We start from the raw sequence: 23,034 nt of genomic DNA, 5'->3' as shown, positions 1-23,034 counted from the left end.
TTACTGGCCCTCTGACGTGGCGTCGGCTTCGCTGCGGCAGCCGAACAGGCAGAATTTTTTCTTTTCCGGTTCAGGGCGTGGGCGCGGCGACTGGGCATCAAGCTGCGGCGGCAGGAAGCCTTCGTTATAAAGAACAGTGCGGGCCTCGCCCTTACGCAGCACAAAGGCCGGGGCGGTCTGTTCGATCACCGTATAACCTTCGACATAGGCGAAATTGACCATGGTCTCGGTGCCATCATAGCCAAAGGCATAGATGGCCGGAATGACCACGCCGGCCGACCAGCGCATATAGGTCGAGGTGCCGTCATCAAAGACGCGCAAGGGCACCAGTTCGGCCTGACCGGAGAAGGTATAGTCCGTATTGCGCTTTTCCGGCAGGCGTGAGGCCGGTTCGGTCACCACCTTGCCGTCGGCGGTGATCACCGCCGGTGCGGGCTCAGGCGCGTACTGAAAGCGCAGGTCATAGGTAACGTCGCCACGATTGCAGGCCGAACTGTCGCGGGCGCTCAGTTCAAAGCTGTAGTGGCGCTTATCCGTCACCACAGTCATATTGGTGTGGGCTGATTTAACGAAGGGCTTGATGAAAAGGATATTGCCGCGCTTGTTCGGCGTCGCCTGCCACTGGGCGGCGTCACCGATAGCGATGTTTTCGACCTTTTCGGTATCGGCAAACGATATCATGGTCTGAAAGCCCAGACAGGTATCCAGACGCACGACCGCGCCGTCATCATAGGCGATATTGCGGATACGGTCATCCGAGCCCACGGCATTGACCTGAGCCATAGCGGGGGTCGTGAAACTGGCAACGGACGCCATCAGCAGGCATGTAAAGGCAATGGTTTTCATGAACCCGGTGTCTTTGATAAGGGGGCGGCAGCGTTTGAGGGCGCGTTTGTGCGGAATCTCTGGCCAAGGCCCTGAACAGTATTGGCGCGGCGTGCGCCTGAGGCGGTGGTGGTAAGCCCCGGTGACGATTGCACGGTGCTTAAGGTCGTGCTGACGCTTTGCAGGCGGCTGGAGGTCGCAACCGAAGTTGTGGTGTTAGAGCCCGCTGCACCCCCCAGCCGGTTGATCAGGCCTTGGGTTTGCAGGGCAGCCGATTGTCCGGCAGCCAGGGTCTGGGCGACCTGAATGTTTTCGGGCGTTTGCGGTTCCGTACGGCCTTTGAGCGGGTGCCAGCCCTTAAGCATATTAAATGCCGTCCACATCAGAAGCAGCAACAGCGTGGCATAGATGATCGAGCCCATGAACAGGATGACAATCGGCTGAATGTCATTAAGCGCTTTCAGCGGGTCATTCGATATGGCCAGAATGACGGGACTGAGCAGGGTCAGGCAGGCCGACCCGCCCAAGACCACGAGCATCGGCACGAAGGCAAAACCGACTGCCGTGCGCAGCCAGCCCTCGAACAAACCGCGTGTCGAGGAAAACAGCGCAAAAATCACAAACACCGGCCCGGTCGCCAGCAGCAGGGTCAGGATCAGGCGCGACAGGATCAGGGTGCCCACGGTCGACAGCAACAGGATCAGCCCCGACCCCCACAGCAGGTCAGACGCGGTGGTCTTACCGTTGCGCATCAGGGAGGTGGTGGTTTGCGCCGTCTGGGCGGTAGAGTTTTCGAGCGCGGTCGCGGCATCGGCAAAGTGTACAAACAACACGTCCAGACGGCGTGAAAAGGCGATGGTCGCGCCGCCGGGGGAGCCGGTCAGGGCCGCGGCAATCTCATCCGGCCCGCGCGTCAGCAGATTATAGACGACGGTCTGATAGGCGGGCCAGGCGGTGACAAAGGTCAGCACAAGACCAATGGCCAGCACACGCGGACTCATGGTCGTCAGCGTCATGCGCGTGCGGCCGGTAATCAGACCATAGGCCAGAAAGGCGATATAGAGTGTCAGGAGCGCGGTCAGCACCGAGCCGAGCATCCCGCCGGATCCGAACAGGCGCGCAAAGCTCGATTCGACGACCTGACTGATCTGGCAATCGACGCTGATCAGGGCACCCGAAATCCCTGTTGAGCCCTCAAGTGGCATGGACGGGCAGGCGGAAATCACCGGCGTCATGAGGCCCCCGCTTTCACGCGCCGGTCATCCGCCACAGGGGGCGTGCCCGGATAGGGCGTGCCCACCAGAGGCTGCCACCAGTTGGCGGGATCGTCACCATATTGGGCCCGCAGTTCATCAAGCTGACGCACGGTCGATTCCCGGCCTGACAGCACGGTCAGCAGATCGGGCATACCCGACAGGTCAAGACGGGCCACGACCGAATGGTTGCCGTGTTTGACCAGAAAGGCCCGCGCATGGGACGGCAGGGCGCGGATCAGGCCGACTTCGTGTTCGGACAGGCCAAAGCCTTCGCCGTAATCGTCCATCTGGGCGCGCGGATTGGCCATGAAAATCTGGGTCGCGGATTGCTCGATAATCGCCGAGGAAATGCGGCTGTCGAGGGCATCCGACGCACTTTGGGTGCCAAAACCCAGAATGGCGTTGCGCTTTCTGAGGGTCTTCATCCAGTCACGGATGCGGGCGGCAAACACTTCGTCGTCCAGCGCCTTCCAGCCCTCATCGATCAGGATCATGGTCGGATTGCCATCCAGCCGTTCTTCGACCCGGTGGAACAGGTACATCATAATTGGCGTACGCAGCGCTGGCTGATCAAGGAACTGGGTCATGTCAAAGCCCAGCACGCGGGCTTCGAGATCGAGATGGTCGACTTCGTTGTCAAACAGCCACGCCCACTCGCCATTGCCAACCCACGGGGCAAGACGGGTAGCCAGATCGCCCTGGGACGGACGACGCGACCCGCCGAGCAGTTCCTGAAAATAGCGCAGGCGGCGATAGCGGGGTTCCTGCTCAAACTGACTGTCGACGGCGGCAGCAATGACCGCGTCCTCCTCAGGATGAAGCGGGGCGCCGTCGCCGGTAATCAGACGGCTGATGAAATCACGTAAAAAGGCGCGGTTGATCGCCGTATCGGGCAGTTGCAGCGGATTAAAGCCGGTCGGCTCCCCGGCGCGCAAGGCGGCATAGTGCCCGCCGATAGCACGGATGAAAATCTCAGCCCCGCGGTCTTTGTCGAAAATTATCGTGCGCGGATTAATCTTTTGAGCCTGAGCGGCCAGGAAGTTGAGAACGACCGTCTTACCTGAACCGGATGGGCCGATGATGGTGAAATTACCCAGATCAGCGGCGTGGAAATTGAAAAAATACGGCGTGGCCGAGGTCGTTTCAAGCACCGTAATGGCGTCGCCCCAGTGGTTGCCGGCGGCCTTACCGAGTGCAAAGCCGTGCAGGCTGGCCATGCCGGCAAAGGCCGAATTGGAGATCAAAGCACGCCTTGCGATATAGTTTTCATTGCCCGGAAACTGTGCCCAGAATGCCGGTTCCAGATTGATGTCCTCGCGTACCGAAATCGAGCCAATGTCAGCCAGCGCTGAGGAACACTGCGCCGCTGCCTGATCGAGTTGCTCTAAGGTCGGGGTGCGCACCATAACCGACAAATGATGTTCGCCTAAAGTTGTCTGACCGGACGCCAGCTCATCCTTGGCATTCATCAGTCCGGCGCGTAAGCTTACGCCATCATCATCAGCGGCGCGCAGACGGCGCAGGGCCAGACCCACCCGCTCAAGGCCGATCTGGCGATCGACGAACTGAAAGCTTTGCGACAGCGTCATTTCATAGGGCAGGTGCAGCAGGGCATCCAGCATCCCCGGCACGGCATGGGGCGGATATTCCTTGACCGACAGCATGGCCCCGAAGCTTTTGGCGTCACCGGCGGATTTGAGTTCCAGCGCATCGACGCCGACGCTTAAGCGCTGATAGGGGATATAGTGGCCGAGATCGTCCTTGGCGGTCAGGGTCGGGCGCATGACCGGGCGCATTTCGCCGTGGAAAATCGCCGACAGCAGCTCCAGCGGTTCATTGCAGCGGCCGTCTTTGGTGTCATAGCCGCCGAGCAGGCGCGGGCCATAGCGACCAAGGGCGGCCATCAGGGCCTCGCGCGCGGCATCAAGATCGCGCATATCGCGGTGAATTTCGGCTTCGCGGTCGGTAGCGCCGCCGCCGAACAGCTTGGCCATGCTCTCAGCTAAGCCCGCCTTGCCCTTGGCCGGGCGGCGGACGATAGTGATAAACAGGTCGTTGACGAACAATTGGCGTGAGCTTAAGCGCGCTTGCCATCGGTCATTAATGTGCTCGGCCACGGCATTATCGAACTGGCCGGAGGTTTCGACGCTGACTTTACGGCGCAGGATATGGTGGTGCAGCACCAACCGCGAATGGCCAATGGCTTTGAGCGCGCTTTCACGCAGGGCATGCAGCGTATTGAGATCGGTGGTGTCGGCGGTTTCAAACCCGAACCCGTCGATATAGAGCGCCTGCATCAGCGAACCGTCGCGCAGCACCACGGTGGAATCGTTGAACAGGTGCGAATAGGGCAAACGCTCACCTATTCTCTGTTCCTTTGGCCCTAACCTTAAGAATCCGTCTACGGACATACGCTAAAACCTATTCAGGGCTTGTAGGAGTTACACCGCCAGAAGCGGTAGTTTTTGATGCGCGGGCATTTCGACACCTTGGTCAGCCACAGGTCGAAAATGCGCGGTTCGCGCAGACAGGCCAGATAACCGATAACATGTACCAAAAGCGCTATGCCAAACGCCCAGAATGAGCGCGTGATCAGGAAGAACTCCATAGTGACCACACCATTGATGATCAGATAGCTATAGGTCACACCGCCGACCATCTGGGGCTGAGTCAGGGCACGGAATATGGGTGCTTTGACAAGATCGGTCATGGCGTTGGTCTATCCGGCGGCGGACTGAATGCCCGCCACAATCGTTGCCGCCCCAAACAGGATAAACAGGCCAAGGATCACGGTCGCCCCGAAGCGCCAGTTCATCCGCCCTGTGAGCATCATGAAACCAACAGCGGCCACAGCGATCACGCCAACGGCGGTTGCGACATTACCCAGCAAAGTGCCCTGTATCCAGTTAACGGCCCCAAGGATCGGGCTTGAGCCCTGCGGATTGGTCTGGGCGGTTTGAGCGGCCGCTGCGGTGGCGCTGATCGCATAGGCCAGAATGGCGGCTACAGGGGCTAAAAACGAAGGGCGTTTCATGGTCAGCGTCTCTTTTGGGAAAGGTCAGGAACAGGTGGTTTCAGACACGGAAGCTTTCGCCTCATTTGGCATGGCTTTCGCCAGACTGTCGAGATTTTTGTCAATATAGGTGCGCGTCTCACGGTAAGGCGGAATCCCTCCGTAACGGTTAACCGCGCCGGCACCGGCATTATAAGCGGCCATAGCCACATCGAGCTTGCCATTAAAACGGTCAAGCTGCTGGCGCAGGTAAGCCGCGCCGCCGTGAATATTCTGTTCGGGGTCGTAAGCATTGACCCCCAGCTCGCGAGCCGTCGCCGGCATGAGTTGCATTAGGCCAATCGCGCCACGTGGCGATATGGCTGAGGGATTAAATCCGGATTCCTGACGGATAATGGCGGCAATCAGATCGGGGCTTAGGTCAAAAGCTTCGGCGGCGCGGTCAATGGCGGCCTGAAAAGGATAGGTTGTAGCAGATGATGCGGGCACGATGGGTGGCAGAGAGGTGCAGAGCGGGTTCAAATTACCGGCTGCATCGACCTCAAACACCTGAGCATAAGCCGTTGCGGCCAGCGTGCAAACGCTCAGCATGGTCATTACGGCATATGCGGGTCTGGCCGTCATAAGTCCCCGTGGGCGTGGCTTTAAACTCAGTCAAAAAGCGCTTTATACGGACTATATGACGGTTTGATGAACCGCAACAACCTTATGTGACAGACGCGACCCTAAGCCGCCATGCCACGGCCATAAAGCCGTCCTTTTTCGGCCAGACAAACCAGACCTAAGGCCACCGCGCCACAAAGTGCAGCCCCCAGCGGTAAAAGCGCCACATCTCCGATCCAGTGCTGCCCGATAAAGCTGCCGATCAGGGCGCCGCCGACCATTGAGGTCACCCCTTGCAGAGAGGCAGCGGTGCCCGCGACATGGCCGACCTTTTCCATGGCAATGGCGGCAAAGTTTGAGGTCGACAGGCTCATACACGCCATAGTCAGGGTCTGGAAGATAATAAAGCTGATCAGGTTTTCATGACCTGTCATCGCCCATACCCAATGGATGATAGCGGTAATCGTAAAGACGCTTAAGGCAATGTGTGAAATCCGGCGTGAGCCGAAGCGTTCGACGATGCGGGCATTCAGGGTTGAGCCCAAGGCCATGCCCACAGCACAACCGGCAAACACCGGTCCCAGCAGGGTTGGGGTTTTAAAGCTTTCGTCAAAAATCTGCGGCATCAGCGACAGATAGGTGACGACCGACGCAGTCATCAACGTAATTGCCAGAATATAGTAAAAAGAGGTGCGCTCTTTGATGACAAACAGGAACACATGCGCGAGATGGCGCGGGTTTGGCGCGCTGCGGTGCTCTGGCATAAGGGTTTCAGGCAGTCTGCGCCACATCCAAAGGGCGACGACGATACCCGCCGCGGCAAATAGCAGGAAAATGGCGCGCCAGGGCAGAACGAACAGTATCAGTTGCCCCAGACTGGGGGCCATGACCGGCACCATCAAAAACACGACATAGATCATCGAGGTGACCTTGGCCATGGTTGAGCCGACATAGCGGTCACGGACGATCGAGCGCGGAATGACGTTGGCGGACGACGCGGCCACGCCTTGTAGAAACCGCAGGGCGATCATGGCGGGCAGGGCAGAGGCTGCGGCTGCGGCAAGTGACATGACCACATAGGCCAGAACGCCCGCGATCAGCACACGCCGACGTCCCAGCCAATCGGACAGGGTGCCGAAAAATAGCTGTCCGACACCGGCACCGGAAAAGTAGGCGACGATAATCCATTGCAGGTGGTTCTGGCTGTCAGCCTTAAGGTCAATGCCCATCTGCGGCAGGGCGGGCAGCATGGTATCAACCCCCAGCGCCATCAGGGCCATGCACGCCGCCATCATGGCGACAAACTCCGCAAAAGAAGGTTCGGGTTTCGATGCCGGGGGGGATGAGGTCATTACGCACACACAAACAAAAAAGGTGCGCGATCTTTAACAGGTATGGACGGTGAACTCAAACCTTGCCGAAGACCAGACTATAATTTCTGATGAGTCTCTTGGGCAAGGTTGGCACGGGTTTTCCGGTATATTTCGTTTTCCCAGACCCCTGCGACCATGGAGAGCGCGAGCGCATAGCCGCTCCAAACCCCAGACTGGTGATATAGCTGTATAGATCCACATGGGGAGCCAAAAAGACGACGAGATGAGATGCCACCGTATCGAGCATGAAGGCGCAGGCAAACAGCGTCCATATCCGGCGGGACCACACAGATATCACGATCAAGCCAATAAAGGTTATGATATCGAGCAACATAACCCATACTCCCGGACCATGGCCGCCACGATCCTGAACGAAGGGGGTCAGGGTCCAGCCGATCAGGATCAGGGTGAAGCCGTAACGTTCGGGAACCCCGCCGCGCCACCATGCGATAATACCGCAGGCGGCGGCCACAACGGATGACCCGCTGACCCAAAACCACCAGATCCAGTTGTCACCTGACATAGGTTTGTGCGCGATCTATAGCTTCAAGGGTCGCAAAGAGGGCGGTAAGAATGCCGCCCATGAGTAGCGGGGCCATCACAGCAATAAGTGCTATAAGGCCCAGCCATTTCAGGAGGCTAAGATCGGCTAGTTGTTGTCTGAAACCACCTGCCCGTCGTCCGTCAGCCAGGCCGTAGCCGCTATGATGTTGAACACTATCTTCTCTGACCCGTTGCTCAGGCTTAAGGACTGAACCGCCCTCAGAGTTTCTACGATCTCGTCCTGTTTGTCCGGTGCCGCCAACATCCGCCAGGCCGCCTCCAGATCTTGCCAATGTATCAGAAAGTAAGGTTCGCTCGAAAAGTAAGCTTGTGTCATCGTTTGGAACTCCCTCATTGCCGTCCGGATATGATGGCAGATGAGGCGGGGGCGTGACTATCGTCCTTGGCGGCCATCGTCCTTCAGGGACTAGGGCCTCGGCTGTTTCGTGAGCGACCAGCAGGCGGGCCGCGTCACGGCTGGTTGAAACGCCAAGTCGCTTACGGGCGGCATCGGTATGGGTTTTGACGGTGCGCTCGCTGATGTTGAGTTGTCGTGCGACTTCTTTGGCCTGCAAATGCTGAGCAATGAGCCGAAGAATCTCCTTTTGGCGGTAGGAAAGGCTTTCAATCCCCGAAGACCTATGCGGCACGGTCGTTCTCCCTTAAAGCGAACTAGGGTTAATCTGCCGTGACCATAGAAAAGGTCAATGAAAATAATATGATAAAATGTCGTTTTATTGGGGTAGTCACCGCACAATGACAGTAGTGGTGACAGGTTACAGCGCTAACGACATTTGTGCGGGTGCGGGTGCGTCATCGTTTTGGCTGTCATCGCCCAAGGACGACAGCGTCACCCCCAAAAGGCGGATGCCCTTCACTATCGGAAACACCCCTGTGAGCAGGTCATGACAGATAGCGGCCATATCGGCGCGGGTATCAATGAGGGTGGTGCCGGTACGTGAGCGGGTAATCTGCTGAAAATCGGAAAACTTGACCTTAAGCGTGACGGTACGGGCACGGGTATCGTTCTTTTCGACGTAGCGCCAGACCTTATCAATAATGGGGTTCAGGCGCATCTGTGCGTCCTCAAAGCTATGAACATCCTCAAAGAAGGTGTTCTCGGCCCCGATCGATTTACGCACCCGGTCGGGCTTGACGCGGCGATGGTCGATCCCGCGCGCCAGGCCATAATAGTACGGGCCGGACACCCCGAAATGATGCTGTAAAAACGGCAGGGTCTGAGCCCTCAAGTCAAGGCCGGTATAGATGCCGAGCCGGTTCATCTTGGCTTCGGTCGCAGGCCCTATGCCGTGGAATTTGCCGACCTTGAGCGCTTCGACAAAGGCCGGGCCGGTCTTTGGCGTAATCACAAACTGGCCGTTGGGCTTATTCTGATCGGACGCCATCTTGGCCAGAAACTTGTTGTAGGAAATACCGGCTGAGGCGGTAAGGCCCGTCGCCGACAAAATGTCAGCCCGGATATTCTGGGCAATTTCGGTGGCCGAGGCCATAGCTTTCAGATTTTCGGTCACATCCAGATAGGCTTCATCCAGCGACAAGGGCTCGATCAGCGGCGTATAGGCGGCAAAAATCTCTCGGATCTGGTTAGAGACCGCGCGATAAACCTCAAAGCGCGGGGGTACGAAAACCAGTTCCGGGCATTTGCGCCGCGCTGTGACTGATGGCATGGCCGAACGCACGCCCCATTTGCGGGCCTCATAAGAGGCTGCGGCCACGACACCACGTTCGCGCACGCCGCCCACAGCCACCGGCTTACCGCGCAGGTCGGGGTTATCGCGTTGTTCGACCGACGCATAAAAAGCGTCCATATCAACGTGAATGATTTTGCGTAAGTCGGCGTCCATCTTTCTGTCCCTTGGCGAGAACAAAAATAGAACATAGCAGAAAATGCAGGCTTGGCAAGCCGGTGGGTGATTCCGTCTATGCCTCGGCACCGGTCGGGATATAGGCCTGAACCTCAAGCTCAACCATCGCATCGAACGCCAGACCCGCCACCCCAAACGCCGTGCGTACCGGCAGGCGCGATGGATGGAAATAGGTGCGGTAAATCTTGTTGAACTCGCTCCACTTGGTCATGTCGGTCATCATGACCGTCACCTTAAAGACATGTTCAAGGCCCAGACCATATTTGCCGAGGATTTCAGCCAGATTGGTCAGGGTCTGACGGGTCTGGGGCTCAAAGCCTTCGACCAGCTTGCCCTCAGAGTCGAGGCCGATCATGGCGGAGATATAGAGCACATTATCGACCTGCACGGCTTCTGAAAACGGCGAGCGCGGATGCGGATGCAGGAAGAACTGAACCTCATCGGAGGGGGTCAGGCGGGTGCCGGGTTGGTGGGCGCCGGGCTTAAGCATGAGGGTATCTCCCGAAACAGGTATATCTTTGTCCTTAAGGGCAAATTATGCGGGGACTTGTCAAGCCGTATATAGCTCACCTGCGCGCACAATCACGGGCCAGGGTGTAAGTTTTGCGCCCGCGCAGGGCCCGCCGATGCAGGCGCCGTCTTGGATTTTAAACAGGGCGCCATGCCATGAGCACATGATCAGATCGCCGGTCGAGGTCAGATAGTGATCCAGTTCCTGCGCGAGCGGCAGTCCGGCATGGGGGCAGGCATCGACATAGCCAAAGGCATTGTTATCTTGACGAACAATAAAGCCGTGGAAATAGGCCTCCCCGATTTTCAGCACGTAGTTGCGGGCTGTGCCATCGGGGATTTGCGCCAGTGGGCCCAGCGCTATGCCAGCGCGTGTAGAGCTTAAGCGTTCCGTCATTTAGCACTCATTCAGGATCAGTTTCCGGCAGGATCAGCATCCGGCTGTACGGACGGATGGGCCAGCCTGAACGCTTCATATTCGGAGGCCCGCGCCTCAACGGCCAGAAGGCGGGGATAGAGCGCTAGATCAGCCCCGAACCGGCGGGCGGAATAGAGCTGCGGGATAAGGTAACAATCGGCAAAGGTCGCCGTCGAGCCAAAGCAAAAGCCACGGCCATGTTGTGCAACCATTGTTTCCAGAGCGTCAAAACCGGTCGTGATCCAGTGCCGTGCCCAGTCATCGATTTGTGACTGGTCATGGCCCAGCTTTTTCAACCGTTTCAATACCCGCAGATTATTGAGCGGGTGGATGTCGCAGCCAATCAAGGCCGCCATAGCGCGCACAATCGCCCGCGCATCGGCCTCAGTTGGTATTAGCGGCGGTTGCGGAAACGTCTCCTCCAGCCACTCTAAGATAGCCGGGCTTTGGGTAAGCGTCAGGTCGCCATATTGCAGGGCGGGAACCAAGCCTTGCGGGGCTATGGCTTTATAATCAGCAGCAGATTGTGCGCCGGTGCGCAGGTCATGGGACACCTGATCGTACTCAAGACCCTTGAGGTTAAGGGCGATGCGCACGCGGTAAGCCGCGCCGGAACGCCAGTAACCATGAAGGGTGAGTGTGGTCATGATCGCCTCAAACGGCTGGTAAAATTTGCGCTCGGCACTGACCAAACCCGATGGAGTTAAAGCCTTCGGCCTCGGCGCGGGCGGTCAGGATAACCTCATCGCCGTCGGCAAGAAAGCGCCGTGTTTCACCATTATCAAGCGTGACCGGCGATTTGCCGCCATCGCTCAGTTCCAGCAGGCTGCCCGCCTGTGCTTTTTCCGGCCCCGACAGGGTGCCGGTACCAAGCAGATCCCCGGCCATCAGGTTACAGCCATTCACCGAATGATGGGTGATAAGCTGGGCGATCGTCCAGTACATGGCAGCTAAAGTCGATGACCGGCTAAGGGTTTGCGGCGGCAGGTTCTGGCTGCGCATTTGTTCGGTCAGGATCTGCACCTCTAACGCGATGTTGAGCGCCCCCGATGCCTGATCGGCAGGGTTACTCAAATAGGGCAGGGGTGCCGGATCACCTTCGGGACGGGCCGGTTGCGCGGTTCGAAATGGCGCTAAGGCCTCGGCGGTGATGACCCACGGTGAGATGGTAGACTGGAAATTTTTGGCGAGAAACGGCCCCAGCGGCTGATATTCCCAGGCCTGAAAGTCACGCGCCGACCAGTCATTGAGCAGGCATAGACCGGCGATATGATCGGGGGCATCAGCAATATCTATGGATTGGCCCAAGGCATTGCCGCGGGCGATAAAGACACCCAGTTCCAGCTCATAATCCAGCCGCTGCGATGGGCCAAATGATGGGGCGTCAGCCTCAGGGGCCTTGGTCTGGCCCTTTGGACGCACAACCGGCACACCACTTTCGCGGATGGAGGAGGCGCGGCCATGATAGCCGATAGGCACATGCTTATAGTTGGGCAGCAGAGGGTTGTCGGGCCGGAACAGCTTACCCACCGCCATCGCATGGTGGATACCGACATAAAAATCGGTGTAATCGCCGATGCGGGCGGGCAGGTGCATCCGGCAATCGCCGACAGGGTGCAGATGCGGCTCGATATCGGCACGGTGGCGGTCATCGCTCAACAGATCGGATAGGCGCTGACGCAAAGCTTTACGGGCTTTGGTGGGCAGGGCAAACAGCTCATTCAGCGCCGGTTGCGACAGGGCGGGCGCGACCTCGGTGGGCAACAGACCGGAAATGGCTTTCAAATCAAGCACGTAGTCACCAATGGCCGTGCCGATGCGCGGGCCTTCGCCGCCGACGCTAAATACCCCCAGCGGCAGGTTCTGGATCGGGAAATCGCTGTGGCCGCCTGCGCTATCTACCCAGCTTTGGCGCTTGGGATCGTGGGTCTGATCAATCATTTCGGCAGTTTCGCTTTCTCGAACCGGGCCCAGCCGTGGTCATAGTCGGGCTGGAGATGGGGGGCATTCAACACCTGAACCGCAGGCTTGAGCACATATCGGGTCTCGAACATGAAGGCCATCGTCCCGTCATATTTTTGCGGGATCAGATCGGTGGCAATGGCGGCATCGTAGCTCGCCTTATCCGGCCCGTGGGCGTTCATGCAGTTGTGCAGGCTGACCCCGCCGGGGGCGAACCCTTCGGCTTTGGCGTCATAATGGCCTTCGATCAGGCCCATGAATTCGCTCATGATATTGCGGTGGAACCACGGCGGGCGGAAGGTATGCTCGGCCACCATCCAGCGCGGCGGGAAGATGACAAAGTCACAATTGGCTGTGCCGGTATGCTCAGACGGCGAGGTCAGTACGGTGAAAATCGATGGATCAGGATGGTCGAAACTGACCGTATTAATCACATTAAACCGGCGCAGATCATAACGATAGGGCGCATTATTGCCATGCCAAGCGACCACATCAAACGGTGAGTGATCCATACGCGTTACCCAGAATCCACCCTGAAACTTCTGGATCAGATCATGGGGGGCGTCGATATCTTCAAAGGCCGCGACGGGGGCTTCAAAATCGCGCGGATTGGCCAGCCCATTGGCGCCGATTGGCCCCAGATCGGGCAGGCGAAACGGCTGGCCGTAGTTTTCGCACACATAGCCGCGGGCTCGACCATCCGGTAACTCTACGCGAAATTTCAGTCCGCGCGGAATGACGGCTATCTGAAGCGGGGCAATATCGATGATGCCGCATTCGGTGACAAGCCTCAGCGTCCCTTCCTGCGGCACAATGACCATTTCAGCATCGGCATTGAAAAAAGCGCGGGCCGTCATGTCGGCGGTGGCGGCATAAAGGTGCAAGGCCACGCCGGTCTGGGTCGCGACATCGCCGGTCGCGGCATAGGTGATCAGGCTGTCGATGAAATCCACCGCCTCATGCGGATAGGGCAGGGGCGACCAGCGCAGGCGATCCGGCGAAGGTGCTGGACCGTCAAGCGGGGCTGATAACCAGTTTGGAGCCGTGTACGGATCAAAGGCCGGATGATCGGCGGAGGGGCGCAGCCGGTAAAACCATGTCCGGCGGTTGTCATGGCGGGGCGCCGTGAAGGCTGAGCCCGAAAACTGCTCGGCATAGAGCCCAAACGGTACATGCTGCGGTGAGTTCTGTCCCACGGGCAAGGCCCCGCCTACGGCCTCCGTGGCGACATGATTGCCAAAACCGCTGATGTAACTGGACATGGTTTCAACCCGTATTTTTAGTGTTTACGCATCCACCTCGATCACGCCGCGACGGATCTGATCCAGTTCGATCGATTCAAACAGGGCCTGAAAATTGCCGTTGCCGAAGCCTTCGTTACCTTTGCGCTGAATGATCTCGAAAAAGATCGGCCCGAACAGGTTTTCGGTGAAAATCTGTAACAATATGCCCTCATCTCCGACATTGCCGTCGATCAGGATACGGTTTTTCCTGAGGCGTTCAAGGTCTTCACCGTGGCCGGGCACGCGTTTGTCGACCAGTTCATAATAGGTCTCGATTGTGTCCTGAAGCTTGACGCCGCGCGCCCGCAGCTTTTCGACCGTGTCATAGATATTGGCGGTGGTCAGCGCCAGATGCTGGATGCCCTCGCCATTATATTCGCGGATAAATTCCTCGATCTGGCTCTTGTCGTCCTGGGATTCATTGAGCGGGATACGGATGGCCTTATCGGGGGCGATCATGGCCTGAGAGAACAGGCCGGTGGCCTGCCCCTTAATGTCGAAATACTTCTGCTCTTCAAAGCCGAAAATCTGGTTGTAAAAGCTCGACCATGTCCGCATCTGGCCGCGCTTGACATTGTGGGTCAGGTGATCAAGCAGGTCGAGGCCGACACTGTTGTCGCGCTCGGCGGCCTCGGCACCGTCGATGGCGACCCAGTCGTCGTACAGCGATTGTCCTGCGGCATAATCCGGCGTCAGATAAAGATAGGAACCGCCGATCCCTTGCAGCACATATGACTCTTCACCCAACGCACTGGCCTTGGCATCGGCGGCTTTAGCACCGCGCGACAGGGCCAGCTCAAACGCCTGCTTGGGGTCAGCCACGCGAAAGGCCATGCCCGACGCCGACGGGCCGTGGTCGCTGCGGAACTCAGCCGCCTGTCCAGTCGTTTCCAGATTGAGCAGCAGATTGATCCGGCCCTGCTTATAGCGGACGATGTTTTTGTCAGGATGGCGGGCATTGGCGGTGAAACCCAGTCGCTCGAAATGGGCGATCATGGCGTGCGGATCGGGACTGGTGAATTCCACAAACTCGAAACCGTTCAGGCCGATGGGGTTGGCAGGATCTTTGGCAGAATCTGGGGTCATGGCAGGTCTCTCCGCAGGCTATAGTCTTAATTGAAACCAGTATCACATGATACTTTCCGAAATAACAGACCTAATTCAGGGTGTGAGAAAACGTTTTTGTGAAAAGTTTGACCGCCAGATCGCGATAATAAAAATAATTATGCTTTTATGCGGGATGGATTATGATTTTTGACGGCAATGCCAAAAACATGCTAAATTAAGATCAAATGTAACTACTGGAGGCCCAAATGACTACGGCTTTAGTTACCCGTCTGACGGCTGATGACCTTAAAGGGTTGAAAAAATCCTTGCCCGACTGGGATCTGACTTCGGGCGATACCGCGCTTGAGCGTCACCTGCAATTTAAGGATTTTCGTGCTGCCTGGGCCTTTATGACCGAGGTTGCCCACTATGCCGAAGCGGTCGATCACCACCCGGAATGGAGCAATGTCTATAACCGCGTGGCTATTCATCTGACGACCCATGATGCCAAGGGCCTGACCGAAAAAGATCTCAAGCTGGCGCGCTTCATCAATGGCGCGGCAGCGGAACATCAGGGTGACACGGTCCATGCTTCTCCAAACCACAGTTGAGTTACACGGCAAGGCCGGCGGTTATGTCCCTGACCGGCCTGACTGGACGATTCCGCAGGACTGGGACACCTATAGGCCGGCGGAACACGATGTCTGGAGAACCCTTTATCAGCGCCAGATCAAGCAGGTTAAAGGCCGGGCCTGCGCCGATTTTATGGCGGGGCTCGATCGTCTGAATATTGCCGATGAAATCCCACGTTTTGAGCGGTTGAATGATATTCTCCATGCGGCTACCGGCTGGCAGGTCGTGGCGGTGCCGGGGCTGGTGCCCGATGAGGTGTTTTTCGAGCATCTGGCCAACCGCCGTTTTCCGGCCGGGCAGTTTATCCGCAGGGCCGATCAACTGGATTATCTTCAGGAACCCGACGTTTTTCATGATGTCTTTGGTCATGTGCCGATGCTGATGCACCCGGTCATGGCCGATTTCATTCAGGCCTATGGTCAGGGTGGATTGCGGGCGAAAGCTTTGGGCGCGCTGGAGCCATTGGCGCGGCTTTACTGGTACACGGTCGAATTTGGTCTGGTGTTTGAGGCCGGTGAAGTGCGCATTTTCGGGGCCGGGATTTTGTCGTCATATAGCGAGACGCCCTATGCGCTGGAAAGCCCCGTACCCAATCGCATAGCCTTTGATCTGGAGCGCGTGATGCGCACGCGCTACCGCATCGACGACTTTCAGGAAACCTATTTCGTTCTGCCCGACCTTGAGAGGCTGTTGAACTTTACGCAGGAAGATTTCGCGCCGTTGTATGCACGGGTACTCAACCAGCCGACGCTGGAGGCCGGTGATGTCATTGCCGGAGATGATGTGGTGCACTTAAGCGTGCCGATGCCTTAGGTATCAGGCGTCGGTCTTGTGCGGGTGATGGAAAAAGACCAGCAGGCGCGACCCGAAAAAATTCCAGAACACAACAATGGCGGTCGCCATCAACTGCGCCACCAGATAGTGCAGACCCATATTGTGGAACAGGCCAAACAGCAGACCATTTAGGCAGAACCCAATGCCTGTCACCCCTAAAAAGCGCACAAACCTGAAATTGGAAGCGTTCCCCGATCTGGCGCGAAAAGTGAACCGGCTGTTCAGGATATAGCTGACCGTCACCCCGCCACAAAAGCCGATGGCATTGCCGATCTGTGGTTTCAGGTGTGCATATTCCACCAGCAGAAACAGGATCAGGGAGTGGGTCAGAGTGGCCGTGGCCCCCACCATCAGAAAGCGCGCAAACTGCCCGACCATAGGCATGGCCAGTATCGTCATGATGCGGTGCAGCAAAGGCTGCTTCACCGGATCGGGCGTATAGTTAAGGCCGGGGATCAAGAGGTCACCTTAGTCATTCGGGTTGGCAATCGGAAAAAGCGCGTATGCGGCACTGAGCCTGTCAATACCGGGAAAGTCAACGGCTTACACCTTAGGCGCTAAGCTATGCAAATTCAGTTGCATGACCGTCACACATCGCCGTTATCGCAAAGCGTACGATATTGGAGAATCTTGTTCTTATAACAGGGTTTATGCTTTATTAATTTTTAGGTGCGCCGCAGTATGCGTGCCCGTAAGTCTTTGCGTTTCATTTTCAAAAACATAAAAAATGAAAGCCTTCCCATGACCTTCGCGATCAAAGATATTTTACGGCTGCCGGAACAGGCGCTTCAGCTACAGGATGCATTTGCCCGGCACGATACGGGTGAGCGCGTTAAACTTGACCGGCTGGATGGTGTCATCGCCGCCGCATTAGGAGCCTGCGGACTGATGACATCGCTGTGGGGTTTCAATCAGCTTGGGATGACCCTCGAAGACACGCGCGGCCTTGATCTGTGGTTTCAGGGCGATATCTACCGCGTCACTCAGAACATGACCGATGCCGACAGCGATCATTACCGCACCACGGTTCATCCGGCCGCCTCGATCCTGATTTCGCCCTTTGGCATCATCCTCACCAAGCTGGGCATGGCGCCCTATGAGGCGGCCAGAAACATTATCTTGCTGTTCTCAGCCCTGAGCCTTGGGTTGATGTATGCCGCCTTGCGGGGGCTGGCCATGCCCAAGGCGGTATCGGCGTTGTTTGTCGGCGTCATGGCCTCCAGCGGCACATTTCTGCACTGGAACAGCGTCATTGAACAAAGCCTGCCGTCGCAGATCACCATCATTCTGGCGCTGATCCTGCTGGCCTATGGTCGCACGAAATCGCATATCTGGTGGATACTGATGAGCGCGGGCACGCTCAGTATCACGATCACAAGCTGGATGTTCGGGTTGATCGCGACCCTGGCGCGTTGGCCAATGCGCCCTGACGGCGAAGCGGCTCCGCAAGGCACGTTTTCCTTAAAGGCTTTTGTCATCTATTGGTTGAAATCGCCGGTGATCCGCATATCCGCCATAGCGCTTGGGGTCATATTCGTGCTGGCGGTGGTGCAGTTTTTCACCTTCAACGACGCTGGTCTGTTCTTTGATCCGCGCATTGTTAAAACCGAAGCCTATTTTGTGCAACCGGTCGCTGGTGCGGCCGGCCGGCCGGGCTGGACGCCGCTGGAGAATCTTCAGTCGCTCTATATCACCACCCAGATTTCACCGGCCCCCTATCTGCAGGTCATGGAGGTCTCGCAATGGGTCAACAAAGAATATTACATCATCAATAATCAGCATTCCGGCTTTACCCGCACCGTGCCGGGGATCGCCGCGACCTTGGCGTGGGTCGTCCTTCTGGCGCTCGGAATCTGGGGGGCGATTGTCCATCAGCGTCTGCGGCCGGTGGCGATTGCGGTTGCCCTGATGATCGTTTTTGAAGGCGTACTGCATGTGCTCTACGGCGAACTGACCTTTCTGTATGCGCCCTATGTCCTGCCACCCCTGATTATGCTGTCGGCCTTTTCATGGTTCAGCCCGCACCGGCTTAAGGCGCTGGCTCTGGCGGCGGTGGTAATGGTGTGCGGCGGCATGAATAATGTCACGCAGTTCACCGCAGCCGTCGATATCGCCAAACAGACCGTGGCGGGCAATCCCCCGAAAATCGATCCGCCTTACTAAGCTAAAGCCTCGTGCATAATACGCGTGGCATTGGCCATCAGGGTGAAGGTCAAATTCTTGGCGGGCAGGGACGTAAAGGTCGAACCGTCCGCCACGATCAGGTTCTCAAACGGCCGTAGCCGCCCGGCGCGATCGGTAGTGAAATCACCGCCATCATTCAGCATAGGCATGACACCGGCATAGTGGACGCTGGCCCCCATTGGGCGCAGGCGGGTCATCGGCGGCGGCGCGAAACAGCCCATATCCATCAGGAAATTACGGAACTTTGGCACTACGCGCTTGATGCGATCCGCTTCATCCGCCGACGGCGTATAGTTGATCACCAGACGGTGCTTGCCGTCCGTTCCCGGTTCCAGTGATACGGTGTTGTCGGCGCGGCGGGTGTCAGCGAAGTTAATGTTCACCAGCCCCAGCGCGCCGTGAATATTACGGAAAATTCCGGTGGCGGTGCGCATCCCGACGGGCAAAGATTGCGCCACCGGATGAATAAGCGCGGTGGTCAGCGTCGTCATCAGGCCATGCACATAGTCATGGGGATGATCCATCGGCGCGCCGATGGCGAGCTGATTATACTGATAGCTGTTGTCATCAAAGGATGACCCGACCCGCGCCAGATTGATGAACGGCATCAGCACCTGACGATTATCCATCAGGCCGGACAGCGCCACGTCCTGTCCCGCGTGATGCAGGGATTGCAACAGGATGCGCGCACTGCCGATGGTCCCCGCCGCCAGCACCAGAGTCTCAACCGGCAAGGTAATGTCCACACCATCCTCAAGACGATGAGCCACGATCTGTGTTACGCGGCCACCGTCATCAAATTCAAACCGGTCGACCCTCACGCCGGGCAGGTAGCTAAACCCCGGCTGGCGGCGCAGATGCTCCAGCGTAACCGACGGCGTATAGATCGACTGGGTCGGGCAGCCCCACAGGCATCGGCCACAGCGCGAACAGGCGGGACGATCACCGTGATCCTGCGACAGGGAGGCGATCCGGGCGCGGCCCAGATACATGTTGTGCTTGGCGGTTAGTTTGGCGCGTTTGGCCGAATAGGTCGACAGCAGATGTTGCGAGTGCTCATCCATTGGGATCGGCGCTTGCAAGGATTCGTGGGTCGGCATAAAGGCCGACAGGTCATCATCGGTGACCCCGCTGACGCCGATGCGGCGTGCGACCTCACTGTAGGCCGGTTCCATATCAGCCCAGCCAAAGGGGAACGCCTCAAGTTCACCGTCCGTAAACGGATAAGAACCGGCGGTCCACGCCTGCGCCAGACCGCCGCCGGCATAGGAGGATAGCGGGGCGATACCCGCGACCTTTTGATCCGCGCCGATCACATCGCGCAGGACATATTCTTTCGAAGGCGGAAAGCCGTAATATTCACTGCCGTTTGAGGGCAGAATAAGCGACGAATAGTCCTCACCCAGAAAATAGGATACCGGATCGTCGAGGTCGGTTTTCAGGCCGTTGAGCGACGCACCTGGGAGCGCCGGTTCAGGGCCGGTGACCCCGATATCGATCAGGGTCACGGTGCGACCCTTCTCAAGGGCGGTCTGGGCGGCATGGACGGCCGAGGCGCCACCGCCGATGATGACTATGGAATCACTCATGACCGCGCCCCCTTAGCCTTACGGCCCAAAATCAGCTTGGCGGGAATGAAGATCAGCGCGCCGAGTAATACGCCAAAGGCGGCTTCGATCCCGCGCAGAACCATGAACGGCCAGGCCATGCCCTTGGGGTCGGGCGCATCCAGTTCATGAAAGCTGGGCGGGGCCGATTCCAGCAGAGCCATAGTCAGAACCAGCTTGGCGCGCACGACCGATTGCCGCCCCAAAAGGCCGGTAAAACTGTCGGTCAGCCACACCCCAAACGCGCCGGAGCGGGCGACCTTGAGCAACAGGCCCTCAAAAGCATCAATGGGCTCAAGCGGATGGCGGCGGTGGAAATCGATATATTTGCTTTCCTGATAGGCCGTGCCACCCGTCCGGGTCAGGTGGCGGGTGAACAGGTAAAACTCCTTGCCCAGCGCCGAATCCGAGGTTGTATGGGCACCCTTGGGCGGTACGATCCGCTCATCCAGGACTTGAGGTGCGGGCAGGTATTTGGCCATCAGCGGATGCGGGTCGGCTATCGCATCATTGGCAAAGGCGGCTAATTGACCGCTGGTGAACGGCAGGAATTTGAACACTGCGCCTTCAACCATAGCCAGCGACGCGCGCATGAACGACAACGGCAGATGCACAAATTTCGCGGGCTGATCGGCACCGTTTAGCGTGCGCAATTTGCTCAAAAGACCGTGCATGTCGAAGGTTTCCGCGCCCCCGACTTCGATCGTGGCACCCGCGGCATCATCTCCGAAAGCCAGTTGCGACAACAGAGCGGCCACATCATCTGAGACCACCGGCTGTACCTTGCTGAGGCCATCGCCGAACACAGGCGTGACCGGCAGGCCCGCCAGCTTCGACAGATTGGCCTGAACCGCCGAATCCGGCCCGAAGATCATGGTCGGACGAATAATGGTCCAGCTCAACGGGGCGGCTGATACTACCGCTTCGGCGGCATTGCGCGAGTCGGCATAGACATAGTGCTTACGGTCGGTGAACTTGGCGGCGATGCTGGAGATATAGATAAAGCGCGTCACCCCGGCGTTAACGGCCGCATTAAGGAGGGTACGCGTGGCTTCGACATTTTCACGCATATAGTCGGCGGGGCGGGCCTTACCGGCAAGCCCTGCACAATCGATGACAATCTCATAGCCGCTGAGCGCATGGGCGTAGTTTTGCGGTTCCAGCAGATCGGACCTGATCCAGACAACACCTTTGGGGGCGTCCTGCGGGCGGACATTGCGATCGATGCCAAGCACCACATGACCGGCGTTTGCCAGTAAGGCGCACAACCGGCTGCCGACCTGACCCGCTGCACCCGCGACCACAATTTTACGCACCGTGAACAGCCTCTTTCAAAAAATCAGATTACCAGATCGGCAGCGGTTGAATATAAGTGAAGTTTTGCATGGTCAGTATGACCCGGTAGAAGTTCCACACAATGGTCACGACCATAAAGGCGGTAAAGGCCTGCTGCCAGCGTCCTTTGAGCGAGGCCCAGTAGACGGCGGTCAGCATCACCAGCGCCGGGACAAAGTGGGCAAAATGCTTGGTCTGGCGCCAGTCCACCAGACTAAAACCAATCGCGCCAATGGCAAACCACAGCACCAGAAAGCCGACCCCTTCGCGGATGCGCCGCCCGCCGTAGATAAGCGCCAGACCAAAGGCGATCATGGTCAGCCAGCCATAGTGGGTGATGAACTGCATCCACAGTTCACCAGCCGACGGATAGACCCAGTCGCTGACCACCTTATCCTCAGCCGCTTTGAGCCGCCCGATCAGGTGATCGTAGATATGTTCTTCGTAAAATTCATGGGGATCGACGATAAAGCCGTACACGATAAACGCCATCCACCCGCCCAGAAAGCCGAGACAGACCGCAAGACCGGCGCGCACATCGGGCCGCGCCATCAGCTTATCCCACGCGCCCTTGATGCCGCCGTCAAACAGGCCCTTTAGCCCGCCGTCCATCAGGAAACGCAAACCGACATGGACCGGCACGGCCATCGGCAAAAGCGCGCCCTTCTGGTCGGAGATAGACGACATGAACGACGCCCAGAACCCTCTGCGGCGATCGCTGTCGACCGGATCGGTAACCGCAGGCGCATGGGTAAACAGGCCGGTAGCGCGCAGGTAAAAATAGGCGCTGCACACCAGCCAGAAATTACTGATGGCCATGTAGCCGCCGTAACTTGAGCGGACGTAGATTTCCGGGAAGGTCGCATAAAACACACCGGCCCCCGCTGCGGCAATCAGCGATCCGGACAGGCGGTGGACCAAAAACCCAAGCGGAAAGATAATCAGGAAGCTGAGGAAAATATTGGGTGTGCGCGTGGCCAGCAGCAGGGGCGTTGCATTAAACTGCACAAACGACTGATCCCACGCGGCCTGACGGTCAAAGTTCGGGTCTTTGGCGGCGACAGAGGCGTCATAATAATATTTGAAGCCGTCGATCTCATCTTCGAACAGCGCCCCTTCGCCGATCCAGAAGTGCAGCATCAGCGGATGGGCCAGATAAAAACGGGTGCCGCGATTGGTGACCATGTTCGGCGTGCCGTCATTGATCATGCCATAGGCGGTGGCCTGAAGCTCCATGTCCTGATCCTCAAGCTGCGGCACAAACTTGGTCGCGCCCATGAACGATTGCAGGTAGAACAGAGCTGCCACCGCCAGCAGAACGGCGGGCAGGGGTTTGACGATTTCGGTCAGGTCAAACCACTGGCGCTTGGTGCCGAACCACAGGCCCGCATTGACGATGAGCGCAAGACCGACCACGAACGCGATGCGGCTGGTCGGGCCGGGCAAAGGCATGAGCAGCAACCACACCGCCGCCGACGCCAGTATGGAGATAATGACCACCCGGAACAGCAGGACGACGAAATCCCTGCCGCGCATATCTGACCAGGCCAGACCCGGCAGGATCATCATCATCAGGCCCGCAAAAAATGGCTGCAAAACTTCTGGCAGGACGTTCAGGCTGAGCAGGCCAAAAACCAGCGGCAGATTGAACGCCAGTACGCGGATGATCAGGGCGGTGGATGCGGATTTTGGCGCCACAGGGGTCAGGTCAGAGGTCACAAT

23 protein-coding genes and 1 pseudogene are annotated in these 23,034 nt (G+C 57.9%); 3 read left to right on the top strand and 21 right to left on the bottom strand.

Features of this window, described 5'->3' with window-relative positions; all coding sequences use genetic code 11:
• The 17 genes and pseudogenes from PQU98_RS10580 to hppD all read right to left on the bottom strand — a co-directional run bounded on the left by PQU98_RS10580 (nt 1) and on the right by hppD (nt 14,758).
• Nucleotides 1–846, bottom strand: a complete 846-nt coding sequence (locus tag PQU98_RS10580) for a TrbG/VirB9 family P-type conjugative transfer protein (RefSeq protein ID WP_272744911.1) — start codon at nt 844–846, stop codon at nt 1–3.
• Nucleotides 843–2,060 (bottom strand): TrbL/VirB6 family protein, encoded by a 1,218-nt coding sequence (locus tag PQU98_RS10575; protein ID WP_272744910.1) that lies wholly within the window; start codon nt 2,058–2,060, stop codon nt 843–845. Before PQU98_RS10575 ends, PQU98_RS10580 begins: the two co-directional genes overlap by 4 nt.
• The gene (locus PQU98_RS10570; RefSeq protein WP_272744909.1) at nt 2,057–4,492 is read right to left on the bottom strand and encodes a VirB4 family type IV secretion/conjugal transfer ATPase; all 2,436 of its coding nucleotides are present in this window, start codon (nt 4,490–4,492) and stop codon (nt 2,057–2,059) included. Before PQU98_RS10570 ends, PQU98_RS10575 begins: the two co-directional genes overlap by 4 nt.
• A 14-nt stretch (nt 4,493–4,506) precedes the next feature.
• A complete protein-coding gene (locus PQU98_RS10565; RefSeq protein ID WP_272744908.1) occupies nt 4,507–4,791 on the bottom strand; it encodes a VirB3 family type IV secretion system protein in 285 nt (94 codons plus the stop codon).
• Between the two features lie 9 nt (nt 4,792–4,800).
• Complete coding sequence (locus tag PQU98_RS10560; protein ID WP_272744907.1) at nt 4,801–5,115, bottom strand: TrbC/VirB2 family protein; 315 nt, start codon at nt 5,113–5,115, stop codon at nt 4,801–4,803.
• A 24-nt stretch (nt 5,116–5,139) separates the two neighbouring features.
• Nucleotides 5,140–5,718 (bottom strand): lytic transglycosylase domain-containing protein, encoded by a 579-nt coding sequence (locus PQU98_RS10555; RefSeq protein WP_272744906.1) that lies wholly within the window; start codon nt 5,716–5,718, stop codon nt 5,140–5,142.
• 101 nt (nt 5,719–5,819) lie between these two features.
• On the bottom strand, nt 5,820–7,049 hold the full coding sequence (locus PQU98_RS10550; RefSeq protein WP_272744905.1) for a multidrug effflux MFS transporter: 1,230 nt from the start codon (nt 7,047–7,049) through the stop codon (nt 5,820–5,822).
• A gap of 55 nt (nt 7,050–7,104) precedes the next feature.
• Nucleotides 7,105–7,593: a hypothetical protein gene (locus PQU98_RS10545; protein WP_272744904.1), complete on the bottom strand. Its 489-nt coding sequence runs from the start codon at nt 7,591–7,593 to the stop codon at nt 7,105–7,107.
• Between the two features lie 126 nt (nt 7,594–7,719).
• A complete protein-coding gene (locus PQU98_RS10540) occupies nt 7,720–7,950 on the bottom strand; it encodes a hypothetical protein (RefSeq protein WP_272744903.1) in 231 nt (76 codons plus the stop codon).
• Nucleotides 7,951–8,083: 133 nt separating this feature from the next.
• A pseudogene (locus PQU98_RS17060) lies at nt 8,084–8,263 on the bottom strand (response regulator transcription factor); the annotation flags it as partial.
• A gap of 126 nt (nt 8,264–8,389) precedes the next feature.
• The gene (gene dinB / locus PQU98_RS10535) at nt 8,390–9,478 is read right to left on the bottom strand and encodes a DNA polymerase IV (RefSeq protein ID WP_272744902.1); all 1,089 of its coding nucleotides are present in this window, start codon (nt 9,476–9,478) and stop codon (nt 8,390–8,392) included.
• Between the two features lie 76 nt (nt 9,479–9,554).
• Nucleotides 9,555–9,989: a RidA family protein gene (locus tag PQU98_RS10530; RefSeq protein WP_272744901.1), complete on the bottom strand. Its 435-nt coding sequence runs from the start codon at nt 9,987–9,989 to the stop codon at nt 9,555–9,557.
• A 60-nt stretch (nt 9,990–10,049) separates the two neighbouring features.
• Complete coding sequence (locus PQU98_RS10525) at nt 10,050–10,406, bottom strand: Rieske (2Fe-2S) protein (protein WP_272744900.1); 357 nt, start codon at nt 10,404–10,406, stop codon at nt 10,050–10,052.
• A gap of 17 nt (nt 10,407–10,423) precedes the next feature.
• Nucleotides 10,424–11,074, bottom strand: a complete 651-nt coding sequence (maiA, locus tag PQU98_RS10520) for a maleylacetoacetate isomerase (RefSeq protein WP_272744899.1) — start codon at nt 11,072–11,074, stop codon at nt 10,424–10,426.
• Nucleotides 11,075–11,081: 7 nt separating this feature from the next.
• A complete protein-coding gene (fahA, locus tag PQU98_RS10515; RefSeq protein WP_272744898.1) occupies nt 11,082–12,368 on the bottom strand; it encodes a fumarylacetoacetase in 1,287 nt (428 codons plus the stop codon).
• Nucleotides 12,365–13,651 carry a homogentisate 1,2-dioxygenase gene (gene hmgA, locus PQU98_RS10510; RefSeq protein WP_272744897.1) on the bottom strand — a complete coding sequence of 429 codons (1,287 nt, stop codon included), beginning with the start codon at nt 13,649–13,651 and terminating at the stop codon, nt 12,365–12,367. Before hmgA ends, fahA begins: the two co-directional genes overlap by 4 nt.
• 24 nt (nt 13,652–13,675) lie before the next feature.
• Entirely contained in the window at nt 13,676–14,758 is a 1,083-nt protein-coding gene (gene hppD / locus PQU98_RS10505) for a 4-hydroxyphenylpyruvate dioxygenase (protein ID WP_272744896.1), read from the bottom strand.
• A 227-nt stretch (nt 14,759–14,985) separates the two neighbouring features.
• Between hppD and PQU98_RS10500 the strand changes: the two genes are divergently transcribed.
• Both PQU98_RS10500 and phhA read left to right on the top strand, forming a co-directional pair.
• Nucleotides 14,986–15,330, top strand: a complete 345-nt coding sequence (locus PQU98_RS10500; RefSeq protein WP_272744895.1) for a 4a-hydroxytetrahydrobiopterin dehydratase — start codon at nt 14,986–14,988, stop codon at nt 15,328–15,330.
• Entirely contained in the window at nt 15,308–16,165 is an 858-nt protein-coding gene (gene phhA / locus PQU98_RS10495) for a phenylalanine 4-monooxygenase (RefSeq protein WP_272744894.1), read from the top strand. The genes PQU98_RS10500 and phhA overlap by 23 nt, the downstream gene beginning before the upstream one ends.
• 3 nt (nt 16,166–16,168) lie before the next feature.
• Here the strand turns inward: phhA and PQU98_RS10490 are convergent, their stop codons facing one another.
• Nucleotides 16,169–16,645: a GtrA family protein gene (locus PQU98_RS10490; RefSeq protein WP_272744893.1), complete on the bottom strand. Its 477-nt coding sequence runs from the start codon at nt 16,643–16,645 to the stop codon at nt 16,169–16,171.
• Between the two features lie 282 nt (nt 16,646–16,927).
• Here PQU98_RS10490 and PQU98_RS10485 point away from each other — a divergent pair, with 282 nt between their 5' ends.
• Nucleotides 16,928–18,349 carry a hypothetical protein gene (locus tag PQU98_RS10485; protein WP_272744892.1) on the top strand — a complete coding sequence of 474 codons (1,422 nt, stop codon included), beginning with the start codon at nt 16,928–16,930 and terminating at the stop codon, nt 18,347–18,349.
• On the opposite strand, the gene PQU98_RS10480 is transcribed toward PQU98_RS10485, so the two are convergent.
• Genes PQU98_RS10480 through PQU98_RS10470 form a run of 3 tightly spaced genes read right to left on the bottom strand, consistent with a single transcriptional unit; the run spans nt 18,346 to nt 23,031 of the window.
• Nucleotides 18,346–19,959, bottom strand: coding sequence for a GMC oxidoreductase (locus PQU98_RS10480; RefSeq protein ID WP_272744891.1), 1,614 nt, complete (start codon nt 19,957–19,959; stop codon nt 18,346–18,348). The genes PQU98_RS10485 and PQU98_RS10480 overlap by 4 nt on opposite strands.
• Nucleotides 19,956–21,293 (bottom strand): NAD-dependent epimerase/dehydratase family protein, encoded by a 1,338-nt coding sequence (locus PQU98_RS10475; RefSeq protein ID WP_272744890.1) that lies wholly within the window; start codon nt 21,291–21,293, stop codon nt 19,956–19,958. The genes PQU98_RS10480 and PQU98_RS10475 overlap by 4 nt, the downstream gene beginning before the upstream one ends.
• Before the next feature lie 28 nt (nt 21,294–21,321).
• A complete protein-coding gene (locus PQU98_RS10470) occupies nt 21,322–23,031 on the bottom strand; it encodes a hypothetical protein (RefSeq protein ID WP_272744889.1) in 1,710 nt (569 codons plus the stop codon).
• Between the last annotated feature and the right edge of the window lie 3 nt (nt 23,032–23,034).

The sequence above is a fragment of the Asticcacaulis machinosus genome, from assembly GCF_028550435.1.
GTDB lineage: Bacteria > Pseudomonadota > Alphaproteobacteria > Caulobacterales > Caulobacteraceae > Asticcacaulis > Asticcacaulis machinosus.
The sequence above is the reverse complement of the archived record's forward strand: the minus strand, read 5'-3'. Positions and strand labels throughout refer to the sequence as shown.

Excerpts from the sequence above, each read along its gene's own strand:
- PQU98_RS10555 (WP_272744906.1), bottom strand. The coding sequence starts at position 5,718 with ATGACGGCCAGACCCGCATATGCCGTAATGACCATGCTGAGCGTTTGC.
- PQU98_RS10480 (WP_272744891.1), bottom strand. The coding sequence starts at position 19,959 with ATGAGTGATTCCATAGTCATCATCGGCGGTGGCGCCTCGGCCGTCCAT.
- PQU98_RS10525 (WP_272744900.1), bottom strand. The coding sequence starts at position 10,406 with ATGACGGAACGCTTAAGCTCTACACGCGCTGGCATAGCGCTGGGCCCA.
- PQU98_RS10540 (WP_272744903.1), bottom strand. The coding sequence starts at position 7,950 with ATGACACAAGCTTACTTTTCGAGCGAACCTTACTTTCTGATACATTGG.
- PQU98_RS10485 (WP_272744892.1), top strand. The coding sequence starts at position 16,928 with ATGACCTTCGCGATCAAAGATATTTTACGGCTGCCGGAACAGGCGCTT.
- PQU98_RS10545 (WP_272744904.1), bottom strand. The coding sequence starts at position 7,593 with ATGTCAGGTGACAACTGGATCTGGTGGTTTTGGGTCAGCGGGTCATCC.
- hmgA (WP_272744897.1), bottom strand. The coding sequence starts at position 13,651 with ATGTCCAGTTACATCAGCGGTTTTGGCAATCATGTCGCCACGGAGGCC.
- PQU98_RS10580 (WP_272744911.1), bottom strand. The coding sequence starts at position 846 with ATGAAAACCATTGCCTTTACATGCCTGCTGATGGCGTCCGTTGCCAGT.
- PQU98_RS10500 (WP_272744895.1), top strand. The coding sequence starts at position 14,986 with ATGACTACGGCTTTAGTTACCCGTCTGACGGCTGATGACCTTAAAGGG.
- hppD (WP_272744896.1), bottom strand. The coding sequence starts at position 14,758 with ATGACCCCAGATTCTGCCAAAGATCCTGCCAACCCCATCGGCCTGAAC.
- maiA (WP_272744899.1), bottom strand. The coding sequence starts at position 11,074 with ATGACCACACTCACCCTTCATGGTTACTGGCGTTCCGGCGCGGCTTAC.
- PQU98_RS10575 (WP_272744910.1), bottom strand. The coding sequence starts at position 2,060 with ATGACGCCGGTGATTTCCGCCTGCCCGTCCATGCCACTTGAGGGCTCA.
- PQU98_RS10565 (WP_272744908.1), bottom strand. The coding sequence starts at position 4,791 with ATGACCGATCTTGTCAAAGCACCCATATTCCGTGCCCTGACTCAGCCC.
- PQU98_RS10570 (WP_272744909.1), bottom strand. The coding sequence starts at position 4,492 with ATGTCCGTAGACGGATTCTTAAGGTTAGGGCCAAAGGAACAGAGAATA.
- PQU98_RS10530 (WP_272744901.1), bottom strand. The coding sequence starts at position 9,989 with ATGCTTAAGCCCGGCGCCCACCAACCCGGCACCCGCCTGACCCCCTCC.
- PQU98_RS10560 (WP_272744907.1), bottom strand. The coding sequence starts at position 5,115 with ATGAAACGCCCTTCGTTTTTAGCCCCTGTAGCCGCCATTCTGGCCTAT.
- phhA (WP_272744894.1), top strand. The coding sequence starts at position 15,308 with ATGCTTCTCCAAACCACAGTTGAGTTACACGGCAAGGCCGGCGGTTAT.
- PQU98_RS10550 (WP_272744905.1), bottom strand. The coding sequence starts at position 7,049 with ATGACCTCATCCCCCCCGGCATCGAAACCCGAACCTTCTTTTGCGGAG.
- fahA (WP_272744898.1), bottom strand. The coding sequence starts at position 12,368 with ATGATTGATCAGACCCACGATCCCAAGCGCCAAAGCTGGGTAGATAGC.
- dinB (WP_272744902.1), bottom strand. The coding sequence starts at position 9,478 with ATGGACGCCGACTTACGCAAAATCATTCACGTTGATATGGACGCTTTT.